The organism is Cellulomonas sp. P1_G12_2, assembly GCF_056405535.1.
This window is the reverse complement of sequence record NZ_JBFUBX010000002.1, coordinates 120,775-140,077: the sequence shown is the minus strand read 5'-3', so window position 1 is coordinate 140,077 and position 19,303 is coordinate 120,775. Positions and strand designations below refer to the sequence as shown.

General features: G+C 73.3%; 22 protein-coding genes. 8 read left to right on the top strand and 14 right to left on the bottom strand.

What is annotated here, in order from left to right:
- Nucleotides 1-62 precede the first annotated feature (62 nt).
- The 3 genes from AC1DXT_RS08655 to AC1DXT_RS08645 are packed head-to-tail and all read left to right on the top strand — an operon-like array spanning nt 63 to nt 4,854.
- Nucleotides 63-2,819, top strand: coding sequence for a cation-translocating P-type ATPase (locus tag AC1DXT_RS08655; protein ID WP_477060952.1), 2,757 nt, complete (start codon nt 63-65; stop codon nt 2,817-2,819).
- A 15-nt stretch (nt 2,820-2,834) separates the two neighbouring features.
- Nucleotides 2,835-4,430, top strand: a complete 1,596-nt coding sequence (locus AC1DXT_RS08650; RefSeq protein ID WP_477060951.1) for an MFS transporter — start codon at nt 2,835-2,837, stop codon at nt 4,428-4,430.
- Between the two features lie 31 nt (nt 4,431-4,461).
- Nucleotides 4,462-4,854 carry a DUF7144 family membrane protein gene (locus AC1DXT_RS08645; protein WP_477060950.1) on the top strand — a complete coding sequence of 131 codons (393 nt, stop codon included), beginning with the start codon at nt 4,462-4,464 and terminating at the stop codon, nt 4,852-4,854.
- Here AC1DXT_RS08645 and AC1DXT_RS08640 read toward each other — a convergent pair whose 3' ends face one another.
- Together AC1DXT_RS08640 and AC1DXT_RS08635 are read right to left on the bottom strand one after the other, a co-directional pair.
- A complete protein-coding gene (locus tag AC1DXT_RS08640) occupies nt 4,855-5,607 on the bottom strand; it encodes a PIG-L deacetylase family protein (protein ID WP_477060949.1) in 753 nt (250 codons plus the stop codon).
- Between the two features lie 10 nt (nt 5,608-5,617).
- On the bottom strand, nt 5,618-6,172 hold the full coding sequence (locus AC1DXT_RS08635; RefSeq protein WP_477060948.1) for an O-acetyl-ADP-ribose deacetylase: 555 nt from the start codon (nt 6,170-6,172) through the stop codon (nt 5,618-5,620).
- Between the two features lie 845 nt (nt 6,173-7,017).
- Between AC1DXT_RS08635 and AC1DXT_RS08630 the strand changes: the two genes are divergently transcribed.
- On the top strand, nt 7,018-7,653 hold the full coding sequence (locus tag AC1DXT_RS08630) for a hypothetical protein (protein ID WP_477060947.1): 636 nt from the start codon (nt 7,018-7,020) through the stop codon (nt 7,651-7,653).
- Between the two features lie 4 nt (nt 7,654-7,657).
- Here the strand turns inward: AC1DXT_RS08630 and dtd are convergent, their stop codons facing one another.
- Genes dtd through AC1DXT_RS08590 form a run of 8 tightly spaced genes read right to left on the bottom strand, consistent with a single transcriptional unit; the run spans nt 7,658 to nt 13,000 of the window.
- The gene (dtd, locus tag AC1DXT_RS08625) at nt 7,658-8,095 is read right to left on the bottom strand and encodes a D-aminoacyl-tRNA deacylase (RefSeq protein ID WP_477060946.1); all 438 of its coding nucleotides are present in this window, start codon (nt 8,093-8,095) and stop codon (nt 7,658-7,660) included.
- Nucleotides 8,092-9,039 carry an asparaginase gene (locus tag AC1DXT_RS08620; protein WP_477061625.1) on the bottom strand — a complete coding sequence of 316 codons (948 nt, stop codon included), beginning with the start codon at nt 9,037-9,039 and terminating at the stop codon, nt 8,092-8,094. The genes dtd and AC1DXT_RS08620 overlap by 4 nt, the downstream gene beginning before the upstream one ends.
- A gap of 11 nt (nt 9,040-9,050) precedes the next feature.
- On the bottom strand, nt 9,051-9,389 hold the full coding sequence (locus AC1DXT_RS08615) for a DUF2516 family protein (RefSeq protein ID WP_477060945.1): 339 nt from the start codon (nt 9,387-9,389) through the stop codon (nt 9,051-9,053).
- 19 nt (nt 9,390-9,408) lie between these two features.
- Nucleotides 9,409-9,828 (bottom strand): type II toxin-antitoxin system VapC family toxin, encoded by a 420-nt coding sequence (locus AC1DXT_RS08610; protein ID WP_477060944.1) that lies wholly within the window; start codon nt 9,826-9,828, stop codon nt 9,409-9,411.
- A gap of 1 nt (nt 9,829) precedes the next feature.
- Nucleotides 9,830-10,090, bottom strand: a complete 261-nt coding sequence (locus AC1DXT_RS08605; protein WP_477060943.1) for a type II toxin-antitoxin system Phd/YefM family antitoxin — start codon at nt 10,088-10,090, stop codon at nt 9,830-9,832.
- Between the two features lie 33 nt (nt 10,091-10,123).
- Nucleotides 10,124-11,224 (bottom strand): FUSC family protein, encoded by a 1,101-nt coding sequence (locus AC1DXT_RS08600; RefSeq protein WP_477060942.1) that lies wholly within the window; start codon nt 11,222-11,224, stop codon nt 10,124-10,126.
- 7 nt (nt 11,225-11,231) lie between these two features.
- Complete coding sequence (ygfZ, locus tag AC1DXT_RS08595) at nt 11,232-12,419, bottom strand: CAF17-like 4Fe-4S cluster assembly/insertion protein YgfZ (protein ID WP_477060941.1); 1,188 nt, start codon at nt 12,417-12,419, stop codon at nt 11,232-11,234.
- Complete coding sequence (locus AC1DXT_RS08590) at nt 12,419-13,000, bottom strand: heme-binding beta-barrel domain-containing protein (protein WP_477060940.1); 582 nt, start codon at nt 12,998-13,000, stop codon at nt 12,419-12,421. Before AC1DXT_RS08590 ends, ygfZ begins: the two co-directional genes overlap by 1 nt.
- Nucleotides 13,001-13,179: 179 nt before the next feature.
- Here AC1DXT_RS08590 and AC1DXT_RS08585 point away from each other — a divergent pair, with 179 nt between their 5' ends.
- Entirely contained in the window at nt 13,180-13,551 is a 372-nt protein-coding gene (locus tag AC1DXT_RS08585) for a DsrE family protein (RefSeq protein WP_477060939.1), read from the top strand.
- Here the strand turns inward: AC1DXT_RS08585 and AC1DXT_RS08580 are convergent.
- The 3 genes from AC1DXT_RS08580 to AC1DXT_RS08570 form a co-directional block, all read right to left on the bottom strand.
- On the bottom strand, nt 13,548-14,015 hold the full coding sequence (locus tag AC1DXT_RS08580; protein WP_477060938.1) for a DUF4395 domain-containing protein: 468 nt from the start codon (nt 14,013-14,015) through the stop codon (nt 13,548-13,550). The genes AC1DXT_RS08585 and AC1DXT_RS08580 overlap by 4 nt on opposite strands.
- An 86-nt stretch (nt 14,016-14,101) precedes the next feature.
- Entirely contained in the window at nt 14,102-14,566 is a 465-nt protein-coding gene (locus AC1DXT_RS08575) for a thioredoxin family protein (RefSeq protein WP_477060937.1), read from the bottom strand.
- 2 nt (nt 14,567-14,568) lie between these two features.
- Complete coding sequence (locus AC1DXT_RS08570; RefSeq protein ID WP_477060936.1) at nt 14,569-15,303, bottom strand: hypothetical protein; 735 nt, start codon at nt 15,301-15,303, stop codon at nt 14,569-14,571.
- 231 nt (nt 15,304-15,534) lie between these two features.
- Between AC1DXT_RS08570 and AC1DXT_RS08565 the strand changes: the two genes are divergently transcribed.
- The 3 genes from AC1DXT_RS08565 to AC1DXT_RS08555 all read left to right on the top strand — a co-directional run bounded on the left by AC1DXT_RS08565 (nt 15,535) and on the right by AC1DXT_RS08555 (nt 18,566).
- Nucleotides 15,535-16,263, top strand: coding sequence for a winged helix-turn-helix transcriptional regulator (locus AC1DXT_RS08565; RefSeq protein WP_056087713.1), 729 nt, complete (start codon nt 15,535-15,537; stop codon nt 16,261-16,263).
- Nucleotides 16,264-16,333: 70 nt separating this feature from the next.
- Nucleotides 16,334-17,614: a Na+/H+ antiporter NhaA gene (gene nhaA / locus AC1DXT_RS08560; protein ID WP_477060935.1), complete on the top strand. Its 1,281-nt coding sequence runs from the start codon at nt 16,334-16,336 to the stop codon at nt 17,612-17,614.
- Nucleotides 17,615-17,624: 10 nt separating this feature from the next.
- On the top strand, nt 17,625-18,566 hold the full coding sequence (locus AC1DXT_RS08555) for an alpha/beta fold hydrolase (RefSeq protein ID WP_477060934.1): 942 nt from the start codon (nt 17,625-17,627) through the stop codon (nt 18,564-18,566).
- Here AC1DXT_RS08555 and nth read toward each other — a convergent pair.
- Nucleotides 18,556-19,254 carry an endonuclease III gene (nth, locus tag AC1DXT_RS08550; RefSeq protein WP_477060933.1) on the bottom strand — a complete coding sequence of 233 codons (699 nt, stop codon included), beginning with the start codon at nt 19,252-19,254 and terminating at the stop codon, nt 18,556-18,558. The genes AC1DXT_RS08555 and nth overlap by 11 nt on opposite strands.
- Nucleotides 19,255-19,303 lie beyond the last annotated feature (49 nt).

The window sequence follows — 19,303 nt, the reverse complement described above, 5'->3', positions numbered from 1 at the left end:
GCATCTCGCGCTAGCGTGGCCGCACGAGCGTGCACCACTCGTCGCGGCTTGAGGAGCTCTCGGTGACAGATACTCTCAGCAGCACCGCAGCCCCCACCCGGTGGTGGGCGCTCGACCCCGAGGCCGCGAGCGCGCAGCTCAGCACGGATCTCTCGGCCGGCCTGACTGCGGCGGAGGTGACGGCCCGCCGGGAGCGGTACGGGCCCAACACGCTCACCGCGCAGGCCGCGCCGTCGGTGTGGTCGGTGGTGTTCGCGCAGCTGCGCGACCCGATGAACATCATGCTCGTGGCGGTCGCGGCGGTGAGCGCGGCGATCGGGCAGGGCTCGACCGCGCTGATCGTCGGGTTCCTGGTCGTGGTGAACGTGGTCATCGGCGCCCGGCAGGAGATGCTCGCCCGCAAGAGCGTCGACGCGCTCGCCACCATGCAGGAACCGCAGTCGCGCGTGCGGCGGGACGGTGCCCTGGTACAGATCCCCGCGAACGAGCTGGTGCCCGGCGACATCGTGGAGCTCGAGGCCGGCGACATCGTGCCCGCCGACGGCCGGCTGCTGCGGACCGCCACGATGGAGACGCAGGAAGCGGCGCTGACCGGCGAGAGCACGCCGATCGGCAAGGACGTGATCACGCTCGCCGACGAGGAGGTCCCGCTCGGCGACCGCGCCAACATGGCGTTCCAGAACACGTCGGTCACCCGCGGCACCGGCACGATGCTCGTCACCGCCACGGGCATGACGACGCAGATCGGCAACATCGCCACCCTGCTGTCGTCGGTGGAGAAGACGAAGTCGCCGCTGCAGCGCGAGCTCGACAAGCTGACCAAGGTGCTCGGGGTCATCGCGTGGAGCGCGGTGGCGGTCATCGTGCTCATCGGGGTGCTGCGCGGCCAGTCGCCGAGCGACCTGCTGTTCCTCGCGACCGCGGTCGCGATCTCCGCGATCCCGACCGGTCTGCCCACGTTCGTGCAGGCCATGCTCGCGTACGGGGCGCGTCAGCTGGCCGACGCGAAGGCCGTCGTCGCGAACCTCAACGACGTCGAGACGCTCGGGGCGACCAGCTCGATCAACTCCGACAAGACGGGGACGCTCACCCTCAACGAGATGACCGTGACCGCTCTCTACACGGTGGGCCAGCACTTCACCGTCGAGGGCACCGGGTACGGCAAGACCGGCACGATCCTGCAGGCGGCCGGCGCGGAGGTCCCGGACCTGACCCCGCTGGCGTACGGCCTCTGCCTGGCCAGCGACGCCACCGTGTCCGACTCGGGCGCCGTGATCGGCGACCCGACCGAGGCGGCGCTCGTGGTGCTCGCCGCGAAGCTGGGCATCGACGCCGAGGAGAGCCGTCGGACGTACCCCCGCGTCGCGGAGGTGCCGTTCGACTCGGCGTACAAGTTCATGGCGACCGCCCACTGGCTGCCCTGGCGGGGCGACCGGTCGCTCGTCGAGGTGGTCAAGGGCGGCCCGGACGTCGTGCTGCAGCGCTGCACGCACGCCCTCGCCGGTCCCGGCCGGACCGTCCCGCTGGAGTCCATGCGCGCGGACATCGAGGCCGAGATGGAGCGGCTCGCCGAGCAGGGTCTGCGCACGCTCGCCTTCGCGGTGCGGTTCCTCACGCCGGCCGACGAGGCCGCGCTGGTCGCCGACCCGATGTCCTACGTCGAGGAGCTCGTGTTCGTCGGGCTGGTCGGCATCGTCGACCCGCTGCGGCCCACCGCCAAGGTGGCCGTCGACATCGCCCTGAAGGCCGGCATCGAGGTCCGCATGATCACCGGCGACCACGCGGTGACCGCGAGCGCGATCGGCAGGCAGCTCGGCCTCGGCCCCGGAGCGATCAGCGGACCGGAGCTGGCCGCCCTCACCGACGAGGAGCTGCTGGAGCGACTGCCGAACCTGCACGTGTTCGGCCGCGTCACCCCCGAGGACAAGCTCCGGCTGGTCCAGCTCATGCAGAAGCAGGGCCTGGTGGTCGCCATGACGGGCGACGCGGTCAACGACGCCGCCGCGATCAAGCAGGCCGACATCGGCGTCGCGATGGGTTCCGGCAGCGAGGTCACCAAGCAGGCGGCTCGCCTGGTGCTCACCGACGACAACTTCAGCACCCTGGTGCACGCCGTCGAGCTGGGCCGCAGCATCTACCAGAAGATCACCGCGTACATCCGCTTCCAGATGAGCCAGCTCATCGGTCTGGTGGTCCTGTTCCTGGCAGCCAGCGTCTTCGACATCGCCGACGGTGTCGCGATGACCCCGATGATGGTGCTGTTCCTCAACTTCTTCGTCTGCGTGTTCCCCGTGATCGCCATCATGCTCGACCCGGTGGGACCCGGGATCATGGACCGGGCGCCGCGCGACCCGGACGTCGGGATCACCAACGGCCCCGCCGTGCGCCGCTGGATCATCAACGGCGCGATCCTGTGCATCGCCTCGGCGATCCCGCTGGTGCTCGGTCCCGACACCCCGGCCGCCGACCACCCGACGGCGTCGATGACGATGGCGTTCGTCGTCATGGGACTCGGTTCGGTCCTGTCCGGCCTCGTCCTGCGCCGCGAGCCGGAGTCCGGCCTGGCCGCTCCGCTGCTGACCGCGGTCAAGGTGCTCTCGGTGCCGGTGATCCTCGTCGTGCTGGCCACCGAGCTGGACTTCCTGCAGCGGTGGCTCACGACACAGCCGCTCACCGGGTCCCAGTGGCTCGCCTGCCTGGGGCTCGCCCTGCTGCTGCCCGTCGTCGCGGAGATCGACAAGGTGCTCATGCGCCGCAGGGCCACCCAGCCCGTGCTCGCTCCCCCGGAGGCGGTGAGCCCGGCGCGCGCCCGGGCCTGAGACGAGGGGATCGACATGACCACCACACCGGAGGGCGACACCGCAGCGTCCGCGGGGAATCCCCGACTCGCCATCCTGCTGGCGATGGCGATGTTCGTCCTCGTGGTGGACACGTCGCTGATGAACGTCTCCATCTCGGCCGTGGTCCGCGACCTCGACACGACCGTCAGCGGGGTGCAGTCCGCGATCGCCCTCGAGGCGCTGGTCTCGGCCGCGTTCATCCTCATCGGCAGCAAGATCGGCGACCTGTTCGGCCGCAAGAGGGCCTACGTGGTGGGCCTGCTCGCCTACGCCGTCGGCGCCCTGGCCATGACCCTCGCGCAGAGCCTGACGGCCATCATCGTCTTCTGGGCGGTCATCGGCGGGCTCGGTGCCTCGCTGCTCCTCCCGGCGATGCAGTCGCTCATCCACGGCAACTTCGCCGGTGCCGCCCAGCGCAAGGCGTTCGCCCTGGTCGGCGCGGCCGCGGCGATCGCTGCGGCGGTCGGCCCCCTGCTCGGCGGGTTCATCACCACCTACCTGTCGTGGCGGCTGGCGTTCCTGCTCGAGGTCGTGATCATCGCCGTCGTGCTCTCGGGGATCCGCCTGGTCAAGGACGTCCCGTACACGGGATCGCGCCACATCGACGGAGTCGGCGCCGTGCTCTCGGTGCTCGGCATGGGCGGCGTGGTGCTCGGCATCCTGGTCTGGCAGGAGGGCGGCGAGTCCGTGGCCGCGATCCTGGCCGTCGGCGTGGTGGCGCTCGGCTCGCTCGTCGTCTGGCTCCGCCAGCGCAGGCGGCTGGCGCAGCCGACCCTGATCGACCCGGACCTGTTCGCGTCCAGGGTGTTCCGGTTCGGGATCACCGAGCAGTCGCTCCAGCAGATCGCCCTCGGCGGCACCATGATCGCCCTGCCGATCTACCTCCAGGTGGTGCTGGAGTACAGCGCGATGGGGGCCGGGCTGTCCATCGCACCGCTGTCGCTGAGCATGTTCGCCGTCGCGCTCGTCGCCGGCAAGAAGGCCGGCACCCACAACCCGAGCGGCATCATCCGGTGGGGTTTCGCGCTCCTGCTCGTTGGCGTCGCGGCCGTGATCCTCGTCGTGCCCCGGGCGGACTCCGGCTGGTGGCTGGTGCTCCCGCTGCTCGTCGCCGGGTCCGGGCTCGGTCTGCTGGTGTCGCAGCTGAACAACTACACCCTGGCGCCGATCTCCGAGGAACGCGTCAGCGAGGCCGCGGGCATCAACTCCGCCGCCGGCTCGTTCGGGCTGTCCTTCGGCCTGGCGTTCGCGGGCGCGATCCTGCTGGCCGCGCTCGCGACGATCTTCACGTCGATGGCGTCCCAGAGCACCGTGCTGGACGCCGCCGAGCAGACGCAGGTCGCGCAGGTGCTGGAGCACGACGCCCAGGTGGTGAGCACCACCGACCTCGAGAACCTGCTCGTCGGTCAGCCGCAGGACACGCAGGACGAGATCATCCGGATCAACACCGAGGCCCGGCCGCTCGCCCTGCAGATCGCCATGCTCGTCCCGCTGGTCGCCGCGCTCGCCGGCCTGCTGGTCTCGTTCCGCATGGCCAGGCTCCCCTACGTGCCACCGGCCGCGCCGGTCGAGGCCGCCGTCTGGGGATGAGACAGCACACCCACCTCTCGGAAGGACAGCCATGACTGAGACCCGGAACTCGTTCGCGGTGGGGGTGACCGTCTTCGCCGCGGTCCTCATGCTGCTCGTCGGGACCTTCCAGGCCGTCGAGGGCCTGGTCGCACTCCTCGGCGACACGCTCTACCTGGTCGGTCCGGAGTGGACGTTCTCGTTCGACGTGACGACGTGGGGCTGGATCCACCTGATCACCGGGATCGTCGTCGCCGTCGCCGGGTACTTCGTGCTCACGGGAGCGGTGTGGGCGCGGAGCGTGGCGGTGTTCCTGGCGTCCCTCAGCGCGCTGGAGAACTTCCTGTGGCTGCCGTACTACCCGGTCTGGAGCGTCATCGTCATCGCGCTGAACGTGTTCGTGATCTGGGCGCTGACGGCCCACGGCCGCGACATCACCAGATAGTCAGTCGCCGATCATCGGGGGCGGCGCCTGCAGGTCGTAGGCACGGAACAGCACGGCGTTGCCGACCCCGATCGCGCGTCCCTGCATGCTCGTGATCATCGAGAGCAGGTCGCGGGGGGCGGGGTGCCCGGGCAGCCCGGCGAGGTACTGCTCGTGCGCCTCCAGCGACGCGATCCCAGCCTCCAGCGCGTCCCCGGTGACGTCCACGCCGTGCGTCGGCCGGGGGTCGCCGCCCACCAGCAGCCAGCGGACCTGCCACGGCTCGAGGCCGTCGTCGTCCAGCAGCTCGGTGAACACCCACCGGTTCCCGGCGTCGCGCACCGCGTCGAGCGTGGCCAGCCCGGCCACACGGTGGTCGGCCATGTTGAGCCCGGCGACGAACTCGACCTCCCACGACCCGGTGAGCACCACATCGGGCCGGTACTCCCGGATGCGCCGGGCGATGTCCCGCCGCAGGGGCAGCCCGTACTGGAGCACGCCGTCGGGGTGCTCCAGGAACCGCACGTCCGTCACGCCCACCGCGGCGGACCCGGTGATCTGCTCGCGGGTGCGGATCTCGCGGGTGCGGTCCGGCGGGGACGCGTCCATGCCGGCCTCCCCGCGGGTGAGCACCAGGTAGGCCACCTCGACCCCCCGGGCGGTCCAGACGGCCACCGCGGAGGAGGTGCCGTACTCGACGTCGTCCGGATGGGCCACGACGCACAGCACGCGGCGGAACTCGGCATCCGGCAGCGCCGGCAGCAGCTCGGGCATGCTCACGACGCTAGCGGGGAGCGAGCACGCTCTGGAAGGCCTGCAGGGCGGCCGGCGAGAAGAGGACGAACCGCACCAGCTCGATGCCGTCGGCCCGCGGGTGCCCCTCGGACCACCCGGCGTCGGCGCCCTCCTGCCAGGCCCGCACGGTACGGACCGCGATCCGGGCCACGTCCTCGATCGCCCAGCCGTACACACCCGCGCTGACCGCGGGGAACGCGATCCTTGACGCGCCGAGCTCGACGGCGAGCTCCAGCGGCCGCGCGAAGCAGGACGAGAGCAGGACGGGATCGGTCTGCCCGGCGTGCCGGTTCGGGCCGACCGTGTGCACGATCCAGCGGGCGGGGAGCCGGAACCCGGGGGTCGCGACGGCGTCGCCCACGGGCAGCCCGTCGGGCAGCGTGGTCCGCCGCAGCTCCCGGCAGGCGGCCAGCAGCTCCGGACCTGCGGCGGCGTGGATCGCGCCGTCGACACCCCCACCGCCGAGCAGGGACGAGTTCGCCGCGTTGACGACGACGTCGACGTCCTGCGTCGTGATGTCGCCCCGGACCGCCTCGATCAGCACCCCGCCATCATGACCCGCGGACATGGGTAAGGCCCCTCGGACGCTTACTCCGAGGGGCCTTCACCGGTGCTCAGGCTACAAGGCGGCTGCGCGCGGACGGGTGAACGACACGCGGCTCGTCCACAAATTCTGTCCACAGCCCTGTGTTAACCGGATGTTTCCGCAGGTGAACCTGTGGACAAGGTTGTGGGCGCAGCGGTGGATAAAGAAAGGTCCAGGAAGCCCTTGTGGCCCCTTCCCCAGGAGGACTAGAAATCTCACATCGAGATCGACAGATCGAGAACCACAGGTGAAGGACCCCACCCGGGTCGACTGAAACCGCAGGTCAGGTGGCCTCTTCGGAGCTCACGTGGACCGGGTGGACGATCGCTCGGACAGGACCGGAACCTCGACGCACAAGCCCCTTCGGGGACGCGAGCAGGCGGCGCAGAACGCCCTTCGGGGAGGTGGCGCCGGTGGGGACAGGCTGTGGATGTCGGGCTGACCGGAGAACGGACGACCACATCGTCGTGGCAACACGACGACCCGCGGATGACGACGCGGGGGCCGTCAAGGCGCCGGTTGGTTGCTCGCAGTCGTCCCGCCCACGGTGGGCCGCAGGCGTCGGAGCCCCTCGGGGCGAGGATGCCGGTGGCGAACCGGGTGACGGGACGTAGTCGCACCGTCAGAGCGGCGTCGGTCTCCGGTCCGCCGGGGACGGAAGACCTGCGAACACGGTAGGGCCCCTCGGACGCTTACTCCGAGGGGCCCTCTCCGTGTGACACGACCGTTCGGGGTGCCGGCCCTCCGCGGGCGATGAGCTCGAGATCACCACGGCCGCGGCGCTGCGGCCAGGAGGGGATGCCGTGACCACCTCGGCCGATCTGTACCCGTCGGAGCAGCGGGCGAACCCTCGATGGGTCGCCCGCGCGATCGGGCTCCTGGTGCTGTGGCTCGTGTGGACGTTCGCCATCGCCGCCGTGCTGCTGCTCACCGGGACCGCCGGGAGGGAGTCCGACTGGCTGGTGGCCGTCGTCGCGATGCTGACCGCGCTCGCTCCGACGTGGCTCGTCGTCCGGGCGGCGCGCCGACGCTGGGCGCTCCTCGCAGGCTCGGCCGTGGTCCTGCTCGCCATCGGGCTGGCGCTCGGCACGCTCGGCGGTCCGAGCCTCGCCCGCATGACGAGCGTCGGTGCGTCCCTCCCGGTGGCGACCGGTGCGCACCTGATGACCACGTCGAGCGTCGAGAACGCCCTGTGCCTGCAGGAGTGCTCGCGCGTCGTCCACCTGTACGCCGTGCCGGACGCGGGCGCGGCCCAGTCGGAGGTGGGCGCGGGCCTGGTGGCGTCCGGGTGGCGGGCGGAGAACGCCGGTGGTTTCTGCCGCGACGGCTTCGGGGTGACGTTCGTCGACGGCGCCGACAGTGCCGTGGTCGACCCGCCCGCGGCGCCGACCGGGCTCGAGCTGCTGAGCGTCGTGACCACCGACTGTGGGCACATCTAGCCCGTCACGCGTCGGGCACGGACTCCAGCAGGATCGTCACCGGGCCGTCGTTGACCAGCTCGACGGCCATGTCCGCGCCGAACACCCCGGTGGCCACCTCGAGCCCACGGCCACGCAGCGCGTCGACGACGGCGTCCACCAGCGGCTGCGCCACCGGACCGGGGGCGGCGGCGTTCCACGTGGGCCGGCGGCCCTTGCGGGTGTCGGCGTAGAGCGTGAACTGGCTGACGACGAGCACGGGCGCACCGACGTCGACCGCGCACTGCTCGTCGCGCAGGATGCGCAGCTCCGCGATCTTCCGCGCGATCAGCTCCACCTGCGCGGGCCCGTCCCCGGGGGTCACCCCGACCAGCGCCACGAGACCGGGCCGGTCGATCCTGCCGACGACGATCCCGTCGACCGTGACCGACGCGCGCGTGACGCGCTGGACGACCGCCCTCATGCGCCGAAGGCCGCGACGACCTCGCCCACCGGGGCGCCGTGGCCCAGCACGGGCGTGAGCCCGACGGGCTCGACCAGCGCGGGGTCGACGCCGGCCACCACCAGGGCAGCGGCGAGGACGGCCGGCCTCGGGCGCGCCGAGCCGTCGACGATCTTCACCGCGACCGCCCCGCCGTCGGGCAGGCCGGCCGCGTAGACGCCGTCGGCACCGTCCTTGGCGACGAGGCCGGGGACGGCCTCCATGAACCGCGTGGCGTCCCGGCCGGTCCCCGCGACGTGCCAGGGGTGCGCGGCCATCGCGCTCCCGACGCGCGCCTCGAGCCCGTCACCCGACGCCAGCCGCGCGAACGACCGGGCCAGCCCGCGCAGCGTGGTGGAGAACAGCGGGGCACCGCAGCCGTCGACCGTCGCCCGCTCCACCGGGACCCCCGTGAGCTCGCCGATCACGTCCCGGGTGGACCGCTGCAGCGGGTGCCCGGGGTCGAGGTAGTCCTCGGTGGACCAGCCGGCCGCGACGCACGTGGCGAGCATCCCCGCGTGCTTGCCCGAGCAGTTCTGGGTGAGCGGCTCGGTGCCGTGCCCGTCCGCGCGCCACTGCCACGCCGAGTCGGCGTCGAGCGGCCAGTCCGGGGTGTTCCGCAGGTCGTCGGGACCCAGGCCCGCACCGGCGAGCAGACCCCGGACGACGTCGAGGTGCCCCGGCTCGGCGTTGTGGCTGGCGCACACGAGGGCGAGCGCGGCGCCGTCGACGTCCAGGCCCGCGCGGAGCATCGCGACCGCCTGCAGCGGCTTGAGCGACGACCTCGCCCAGATGGTCTCGTCCGCGTCGCCGAGCACCAGGCGCTCCGACCCGTCAGGCGCGAGGACGACCACGTGTCCGGCGTGCACGGACTCCACGAGCCCCCCGCGCAGCACCCGCGCCAGCGGGACCGCGTCCGTGCCGATGTCGGGCACGCTCACCAACCGCCGGACGGACCGCTCGGGCCTCGGGGTCCACGACGGCGCGAGTACGGCGCCACGGCGGGCTTGACGTCCACGAGGTAGACGATCGCGCCCACTGCGGCGAGCAGGGCCAGGAACGACGGCAGGTGCGGCACGCCGGGGATCGGGATCACGCTGAAGGACACGGCCGTGGCGACACCGACGATCGCCCCCCAGAGCCCCTTGGTCCGCTTGCCCGCCTGCGGGAACGCGCTCGCGGGCCGCCCGAGCAGGTCGATGAGCGCCCACAGGCTCAACCCGAAGATGGCGATGTAGAAGACGACGAAGATGACGACCTGCGCGCTGGCGATCACGGGGTGAGCCTACGAGACGTCACGGCACCACGAGCAGCCCCTCGGCCCGCGCCGCGGCGACGAGGTGGTCGTCCCAGGCCGCGACGACCAGGTCCGGGGACCGCAGCTGCAGTGCCGACGCGAGGTGCAGGGCGTCGGCGGCACGCAACGGGTGCCTGCCGACCAGTGCCGCCGCCGACGCGGTCACGACGTCCTGCAGCTCCAGCACGTGCAGCGCGGGCCACAGCCGCTCCCACGCGGCCAGCGCCTGTGCGGCGGCCTCCCGGTCGAGGCGTCCGGCCCTGCGGCCACCCGCGAGCACCGCCCGCACCTCGGCGTCCGCCAGGCGTGACGTCACCACGAGGTCGGCGCCGTCCCAGAGCGCCGCGACGAGCGCGGACCCCGGCTCGGCGACGCAGAGCTTCACCAGCGCACTGGTGTCCAGGTAGACGATCGCCATCTCAGCGGCGCAGCCGGCGGACCAGGTCCGAGACCCCGCCCTTGGCGGCGGACCGGTCACCCGCGCGGGCGGCGGGCCGCGGCAACGACGCCGGAGTCAGGAGACCGTCCCGCTCGAGCCGGCTGAGCAGGTCCGCCGACTCGATGCCGCTGAGCCGTGCCACAGGGATCCCGCGCTCGGTGATCACCACGTCCTCCCCGGCGCGCGCCGCCTCGATCCACTGCCTGAGCTCTGCGCGCAGCGCGCTGACCGGGACGTCCACGCAGCGACCGTACCGAACCTGAGGGGCCGCGGGTCAGATCTGCGGGAGGGATTCGCGGGCGTCCCGCGGTGGGACGCCGGCCGCCTCCAGCAGGTCGACCACCAGCGAGCGCTGCAGCAGGACGAGGCTCTGCACCTGCCAGTCGCGGGCGGCCAGCTGGAACGGGTCGAGCGCCCCGGCGACGGCGAGCAGCTGCGACCGCGCCCGCTCCGGGTCGCGTCCTGTACCGAGGGCGGCCGCGAGCTCGTCGGCCGCGCGCGCGGTGTCCTCCACCTGCGCGGCGATCGTCGTCAGGTCGTGGCTCTGCGCGTCCACCGTCGACCGGGACCGTCGCGCCAGCACACGCGCGTTGCGCATGGCGCGGTCGATGAGCACGGCGTTGCCACCGAGCCCCGCCAGCTCGTCGCGGTACTTGCGGATCGCCGGTGACACCCGGGCCAGGTCGGTCGCACTGGTCGCGGTCTCGGACCACTCGTCGAGGGCAGGCTGGGACGCCCGCCCGCGCACGAGCGCGTCCTGCACGTCGGCCGTCGACCCGGTCCGCAGCCCGCTGGCCAGGAGGCGGAGCACGGCGGCCAGGTCCTCCACCGCCGCACGCGCCAGGGTCCGCAGGTGCCGCCGGGGGTCGCGCGGGGTGAGCAGCGCGACCGCGAGCGCCACCGCACCGCCGATCGCGGCGTCGATCCACCGGCCGAGGGGGCCACCGGTCGCACTGACGGCCGGAAGGCCGACGATGACCAGCGCCTGCACGCCCGCCTGCGTGGTGAGCATCCCACCCCGGTCGAGGAACCGGGCCAGGATCGCGGCGATGAACAGGACCACCGCGACCTGCCAGGGGCCGTTGCCGATGAGGTGCACCAGCAGGTCCCCGAGCCCGACGCCGATCGCCACCCCGACCGCCAGCTCCGCCACGCGCCGCACGGACCGGTCGGTGGTGAACCCGAGGGCGATCCAGGCGCTGACGGGCGCGAAGAACGGGAACGGGTGGCCCACGGCGTACTTGGCGATGGCGAACGAGATCGCCGCGGCCAGCGACGCCTGGAGGATCGGGAACCAGGCCGCCCGGACGCGGGACGACCCCTGCCGGACCCGCGCCCTGATCACCAGGCGGGCGCGTGAGTCTGTGCCCGTCACGAGGAGCTCACAGCATCGGGTGCTGCCCCAGGCCGCGGGTCAGAGGTCCGCGGGCGGCCGGCCGGTCCACGGACACCCCGTCACCGGGCACGATCTGCTCCTGCCCGGCGGCGACCGCACCGGCCTCGCTGTCGACCACCAGCTCGGTGTCCGACGGCACCGACCGCTTGACCACGGCGAGCGCGACCGGTCCGAGCTCGTGGTGCCGCGCGACGGTGGTCACCTGCCCGACCACCCGTCCGGGCTCCTGCGAGCTGTCCGTCTTGACCACGTCGTGCACCGCGGCCCCGGGCTCCGGCAGCAGGTGCCCGGATCCGTCGAGGTGCAGCATCACCAGGCGGCGTGGGGGCCGGCCGAGGTTGTGCACGCGCGCGACGGTCTCCTGCCCGCGGTAGCAGCCCTTGGTCAGGTGCACGGCGGTGCGCAGCCAGTCGAGCTCGTGCGGGATGGTCCGGTGGTCGACCTCGTGGGACGCGCGCGGGCGCCACGCCTCGACGCGCGCGGCCTCGCTGGCCCACGTGCCGACGAGCGGCCAGCCGGCGGCCTCCCGGGCACGCACCTCCTCGACCAGCCGGTCGCGCGGCACCAGCACGAGCCGCCAGTCGCGGTCGGCACCGGGGTGCTCGTCGTCGGCCGGCCCGTACCGGGTGCCGCCGACCGCGGTGGTCGGCCACGGGTCACGCCAGGTGATCGGCTCGTCCGCGGTGCCCTCGGCATCGACGGGCTCGCCGATCGCCGCCCAGTCGTCGGTGACGTCCGCGATCTCGACCCGGAGCATGAACTTCATCCGGTTCAGCCACGCGGCCAGCCCGATCGGCGTCTCGGTGAGCAGCCAGGTGGTCTCGCCGTCGTCGACCACGCCCGCCGCGTGCTCGACGTGCCCCTGCGGGCTGAGCACCAGCAGCTCCGTCGACGTGCGCGGGGCCAGCGTGGTCAGCTCCTGCGACGTGATCGAGTTCAGCCAGCTCAACCGGTCGGGCCCGGTGACGGTGACCACGCCCAGGTACGACTGGTCGACCACGGCGCCGCCGCGCGACAGTGCGCGCTGCTCGGCCGTCGGGTCGCCGTAGTGCCAGGCGACGCCGTCGTCGGGACCTGCGGCCCGGACCGCACCCCGGCGCGCCAGCAGGGGGCTGACGTGCCGCGGCGGCTCGCCGTGTGCCGCAGGGGTGTCGACGGGTGCGTCGGTGGTCATCAGGCCTCGTCGTCGGTGAGGGCCTCGACGCGCGCGAGGCGGCCGGAGGCGTAGGACTGCATGGGGTGGCCGAACGCCGCGAGGTCGTGCGCCCACATCAGCTCGCCGTTCACCAGGCCGTACAGGCGCTTGCCGGCACTGACCTCGGCGCCGCTGGCCGCGCGGACGATCGCATCGCTGACCAGGTCGATGCGGCCCTTGCCGACCGCGCCGATGTACAGGGCGACATGCCCCGACGGGTCGGCGACCAGCAGCTCGACCGGGTGCTGCTCCTCGGTGAGGCCCCAGTCGGTGGGCCGCTCGGGCGGGATCCGCCAGTAGCCGGACTCCGTCTGCCACACCGGCGCGGGGGGCTCGTCCTCGAGCGCGGCCGTGGAGGACGGCGCGACGACGAGCCGGATGGTCGACGTGTACGACAGGTACGGTCCGCCGTCGCTGGCGATGACGATCTCCTGCGTGAACGTCGCCTCGTCGATGCCGGGGTAGTCGACGACACCCTCGCCGCGCCAGGTGCCGAGCAGCCAGGCCAACGGGTAGACCTCGGGAGCGAGCCCCTCGGGGTCGGGCAGGACGAACGGCACAGCGGGCCTCCCAGTCAGTCAGGGCATGACGTCAGCGCTGGCCCTTGTAGAGCCGGTAGACGACGAAGCAGGCGAACCAGCCGATCACCAGCGTGGCCGCGACCAGCAGGCCGATGAAGACTCCCTCGAGTGCAGTCATGCCGACGATCCTAACGAGAGCGCACCCCTAACCTGTTCCGATGACCCCCACGCCACGCCCCCTGGTGATCAAGACCACGTCCGGCACCGAGCGCCCCGAGGCCACCAACCAGGCCTTCACGGTGGCCGCCGCGGCGGTCGCGGCCGGTGCCGAGGTCAGCCTCTGGCTCACGGGCGAGTCGGCGTGGTTCGCGCTGCCGGGGCGCGCGGGCGACCTGGTGCTCGAGCACGCGACCCCGCTGGCCGAGCTGCTGGAGCTGGTGCTCGAGGGTGGTCGCGTGACCGTGTGCACGCAGTGCGCCGCGCGCCGGGGCATCGGTCCGCAGGACGTGCTGCCGGGCGTCCGGATCGCGGGCGCGGCGGTGTTCGTCGAGGAGTCGCTGGCGGAGCGCGCGCAGGCGCTCGTCTACTAGGCCTGCACGGTCCTGCGCGTACGCAGCCGCAGACCCAGCAGGTACAGCTCGCAGCCGAGGCACAGCCCGAACACCGCGTTGAGGAACGCCGCGACCAGCGCGAACACCGCGGCGACCGGCACGGCGACGGCCACCCCGGCGAGCCCGAGCACCAGGCCGATGCCGGTGATGATCAGGCCGACCAGCTGCGCGAACGTCGGTGGGCGGGGGTCCTCGAGCTCGGTCGGCGGCGCCAGGCGCGGGCGGACGAGCTTCTTGAACACCCAGCCCTGCCAGGTGCGGCCGATGCCGCCGAACGCCCCGAGCGCGAAGCTCCCGACGATCACGGCGAGGACCACGGAGGCGGCGGGGGTGGTGCCGAGCAGCAGCACGGCGACGAGCAGGACGAGGGTGACGGCGGCGCCGAAGCGCGGACCGCGGGGATCGATGCCCGCGGGGGCGTCGGTGCGGACGGGGGTGCTCATGGGGGCTCCTGGGGTCGTGCGAGGGGTGGGGGTCCGTCGGCCGGGATCACCGCACGGCCGGCAGTCGCCCCTCGAGGAGCGCGGCGTCAGACGGCGGAGACCCCGCCCGGACACGACGCCTCGAGCGCAGCGAGCGCGTGGCGGCGGTCCGTGGCACCGGACATGCGACCGACCACGACGCCGTCGGCGTCGAGCAGGAGCGTGGTCGGGGTGCGCATGATGCCGAAGCGTCGCACGAGATCGAGGTGCTCGACCACGTCCATCTCGACGTGTGAGAGGCCCTCGTGCTCGGACACCACCTGCGCGAGCACCGCGTGGGTGCGGCGGCACGGTGCGCAGACCTCGCTGGAGAACTGCACGAACGTGGCCCGGGTGCCCAGCGGGCTGCCGACCTCGCCGGCCGTGAGCCGCGAGTCGTCCTCGACGTCGGCGGGTGCGGAGGCGAGCAGCGCAGGGTCGACCGCGGTGTACCTGCCGTTGCGCGCACGCCACCACAGCCCGAGCACGGTGGCCAGGGCCAGCACGGCGACGACGAGCAGCAGGCGGGGCACGGTCAGCCCACCAGGACCCGGCCGACGACGTACACGAGGATGCCGGTCACCGTCACCGGCAGGGTCACCGCGGCGAGCGACGGCCAGCGACGCTCGAGCGAGGGAAGCTGGTCGAACAGCGCGTGCAGCGTGGCGACGAGGATGCCGACCGCGAGGCCCAGCAGCGCGCCGGCGAGGGGATCGATCCCGGGGAGCAGCAGCGCGCCCAGGGTCCCGGCGGCGGCCGACGCTCCCGCCGTGACCAGCGCACCGACCCACGGCGCCAGGTGCAGCGCCACCACGGCCGAGCCCACGGCCAGCGCCAGCGCCCCGGCGACCACGATCGGCTCGCCCCCGGGGATCCGCCCGATCGCGACCCAGCCGGACACCGCGACGGCGACGAGCGTCCCGGCGACGGTCCCCGACACCGACTCGACCAGCCGGGTGCGGCCGTCGCGACGCAGGAGCTCGTTGACGAACGCCAGCAGGATCGCCGCGGCGAACACCACCGGCAGGTCTCTCAGGTACGGCTGCGTGAGGGTGAGGTGGACGACGGTGACGGCTCCGACTCCCCCGAGCGCGACCACGGCGGCGGAGCCCGGGATGAACGGGAGGCCCGCGAGGGCCGGCCAGCCGAGTGCGAAGACGATCGCGAGCACGGCGGCGGTGATGCTCAGCGGGAGGCCGCCGAGGTAGCCGGCGACGGCGACGGCGGCGGCGAGCACGGCCGTCACGACCGCCCGGGTGGCGAGCTGCATGGGTCTCCTACCGTCCCGCGGGGGTCACGGGCGCCGACAGCGATGGCGCGCACGGGTGACCGGTCAGCAGGGAGGGGAGGAGCACGCCGCCGATTGTCGCATCTCGTCACCGTTTCACCGGCGTTACGGGTCATCCGTGTGGGGGATGCCACGCCAGCCCTCGACACCCGCGCGCAACCTGGCCGTAGCGCGCGGTACCGTGGCCCCCACTCGCACGCGGGGAGGTTCCAGGTGGCAGATCTGCTGCTGCTCACTCCAGCGTCCGGGGGCTCCGCCCAGGTGCTCCCGGCCCTCGGTCTGTTGTCCCATCGCGTCCGTGTGCTCCCCGTCGAACCGTCGGCTCTCGTGGACGCACCGGATGCGGACATCGTCGTGCTCGACGCCCGGCGGGACCTGGTCACCGCCAGGACCACGTGCCGGCTGCTGCGCGCCACCGGTCTGACCGTCCCCCTCATCCTCGTGCTCACCGAGGGCGGCCTCACGGTCGTCACCGCCGAGTGGGGCGCGGACGACATCATCCTGGAGACGGCCAACCCAGCCGAGGTGGAGACGCGGTTCCGGCTCGTCATGGAGCGCGCGGCCACCGCGGGGTACGACGACGCCCCGCAGGAGATCTCGTCGGGCGAGCTCACCATCGACGCCGGCGGCTACACGGCTCGCCTGCGCGGTCGGCCCCTGGACCTCACGTACAAGGAGTTCGAGCTCCTCAAGTACCTCGTGCAGCACCCGGGTCGCGTGTTCACCCGCGCCCAGCTGCTGCAGGAGGTCTGGGGCTACGACTACTACGGAGGCACCCGGACGGTCGACGTGCACGTCCGACGCCTGCGCGCCAAGCTCGGGCCCGAGCACGAGCAGCTGATCGGCACGGTCCGCAACGTCGGCTACCGCTTCGACCCGCCGAAGGACCGCCGCGGCGCCGTCGAGGGTCGCGCCGAGCTGCCGGAGCCCGCGGAGGCGTAGCCCGCTAGCCTGACCCCAGGTGTGCCGGGAAGCCTGGTCGGCAGTCGCGTCCGCCTGCCCGGAGGTCCATGTGCCCACCCCCGCCCGCCGCCTGTTCGCCCCCCTCTCCCCCGGCTCCGAGCGCAACCTGCTCGACACCCTGCGCGAGGAGCGCGTCGGCGGCGCGCTGCTGCTGGCCGGCACGGTCGTCGCCCTGCTCTGGGCCAACGTCGATCCGTCGTCGTACGCGGCGGTCTCCGACACCGTCGTCGGGCCCGCGGCACTGCACCTCGACCTGACCCTGGCCACCTGGGCGACCGATGGCCTGCTGGCGGTCTTCTTCTTCGTCGTCGGCCTCGAGCTCAAGCGCGAGATCGTCGCCGGCGAGCTGCGCAACCCCCGCACGGCCGTGGTGCCCATCGTCGCGGCGGTCGGCGGCATGCTCGTGCCGGCGATCTTCTACCTCGCCGTCAACCTGACGGCGGCCGACGGGAACGCGCGCGGCTGGGCCGTGCCGACGGCGACCGACATCGCGTTCGCGGTCTCGGTGCTCGCGATCGTCGGCCGCAGCCTCCCGAACGCCCTGCGCGCGTTCCTGCTCACGCTCGCCGTGGTCGACGACCTGCTCGCGATCGTCGTGATCGGCGTGGTCTACACCGAGTCCGTCTCGGCCCTCTGGCTCGGCGCCGGCGCCGCCACCGTGGTCGTGTTCGCGCTCGTCGTCCGGCGGGGCTGGGTGAGCGGGTGGCTGCTGGTGCCGCTCGGGGTGGTGGCGTGGGCCGCGGTGCACGCGTCCGGGGTGCACGCGACGATCGCCGGCGTGGCCCTCGGACTCGTCGTGCCCGGCACGCAGGAGGCCACCCGACGTGCGCTGCACCTGACGGACCTGCCGGCCGAGTCGCTGGCCGAGCGGTGGGAGCACACCTGGCGCCCGCTGTCCGCCGGCATCGCGGTGCCGGTGTTCGCCCTGTTCGCCGCCGGGGTCACGCTGACCGCCGACGCGCTGCAGACGACCTTCGCCGATCCCGTGGCACAGGGGGTGGCCCTGGGACTGGTGCTCGGCAAGCCGATCGGCATCCTCGGCGCCACCTACCTGGTCGCCCGGTTCACGCGCGCCGCGCTCGCCCCCGGGCTCGGCTGGGCGGACGTCGCGGCGATCGGGCTGCTCGGCGGGATCGGGTTCACCGTGTCCCTGCTGGTGGGCGAGCTGGCGTTCGGGGCCGGCAGCCCGCACGACGATCACGTGGTGGTCTCCGTGCTGGTCGCGTCGCTCGCAGCCGCCCTGCTCGGCGGCGGCGCGCTCGCCCAGCGCGACCGACATCACGCCCGGGAGGCGGCCACAGCCTCCCGCACCGACCGCGGGAACCGGTAGGTTCGCACCGATGAGCACCGTCGACTCCGCCTCGCTCCTCATCGACGGCCCCTGGGAGCACCGCTACGTGGCCGCGAACGGCGCACGGTTCCACGTGGCCGTGGCCGGACCCGACGACCGGGACGCACCCCTGGTCGTCCTGCTGCACGGCATCCCGCAGTTCTGGTGGGCGTGGCGGCACCAGCTCCCCGCCCTCGCGGACGCGGGGTACCGCGTGGCGGCCATGGACGTGCGCGGCACGGGCGGCTCGGACAAGCCGCCGCAGGGCTACGACGTCCCCACGCTGGCGGCGGACGTGGCCGGTGTCATCCAGTCGTTGGGCGCCGCGGACGCGGTGGTCGTCGGCAGCGGCACGGGCGGCGAGATCGCGTGGGCGATGGCCGGTCTGCACCCCGACCGGGTCCGCGCGGTCGGCGCCCTGGCCGCGCCGCACCCGCTGGACACCCGCGGGCACCCGCGTGCCGCGGTCCGCCCGGCCGCCCTGCGGCGGCTCGCGTTCGCCCAGCTCCCGTCCTTCCCGGAGCACGCGCTCATGGAGGGCGATCTCGTGACCCGCCTGCTGCACGAGTGGGGTGGCGCGCCGGGCTGGCTGGACGCCCGCGCCGAGGCGACGTACCGGTCCGCCGCGCGCGTGCCGTTCGCGGCGCACAGCCAGATGGAGCAGCTGCGCTGGCTGGTCCGCTCGATGCCCCGTCCCGACGGCCGGCGCTACCACGCGGACCTCGAGGAGAACACGCGAGCCCTGCCCGTGCTCCAGCTGCACGGGGGTCGGGACGGTCTCCGTCCGGCGTCGCACGCCACCCTGTCCAAGGACACCGCCGCGCTCGTCGCCTCCCGCTACCAGTTCGAGCTGCTGCCGCAGGTGGGGCACTTCCCCGCCGAGGAGGCCCCCGACCGCGTCACCGAGCTGCTGCTGGCCTGGCTGCGAGAGACCGTGCCCGTCATGGCTTGACGAGCGCCGCCGCCTTCACGGGGTCCAGCTCCCCGATGCCGGCCGACGGGCACATCGACACCACCGGGCAGGCACCGCACGCGGGCTTGCGCGCGAAGCACGTGCGCCGGCCGTGGAAGATCAGCCGGTGCGAGGCCATGGTCCAGTCCTTGCGCGGCAGGAGCGCGCCGAGGTCCTTCTCCACCACCACGGGGTCCTCGCTGGTGGTGTAGCCGAGCCGCTTCGACAGGCGCATGACGTGGGTGTCCGTGGTGATGCCGGGGATCCCGAACGCGTTGCCGAGCACCACGTTGGCGGTCTTGCGCCCGACGCCGGGCAGGGTGACCAGGTCCGTCAGCCGCGGCGGCACCTCTCCACCGAACCGTTCGACCAGGTCCCGGGACAGGCCCGTGACCGACTTGGCCTTCGCGCGGAAGAACCCCGTGGGCCGCAGGATCTCTTCCAGCTCCTCGGGGTTCGCAGCGGCGAGCGCGGCGGCGTCGGGGTAGCGCGCGAACAGGATCGGCGTGGTGAGGTTCACGCGGACGTCGGTGGTCTGCGCCGAGAGCACCGTGGCCACCAGCAGCTCGAACGGTGAGGTGAAGTCCAGCTCGCAGCGTGCGTCCGGGTACCGCACGGTCAGGGCACGGTCGATGCGGCGCGCGCGCCGGGTGCGGGCAAGGGGCGACTCGATGTCTGCTCCGATCACCTCGGCAGCGTACGACCCGGTGCCGACACCCGTTCGGGGAGCCTCCGCC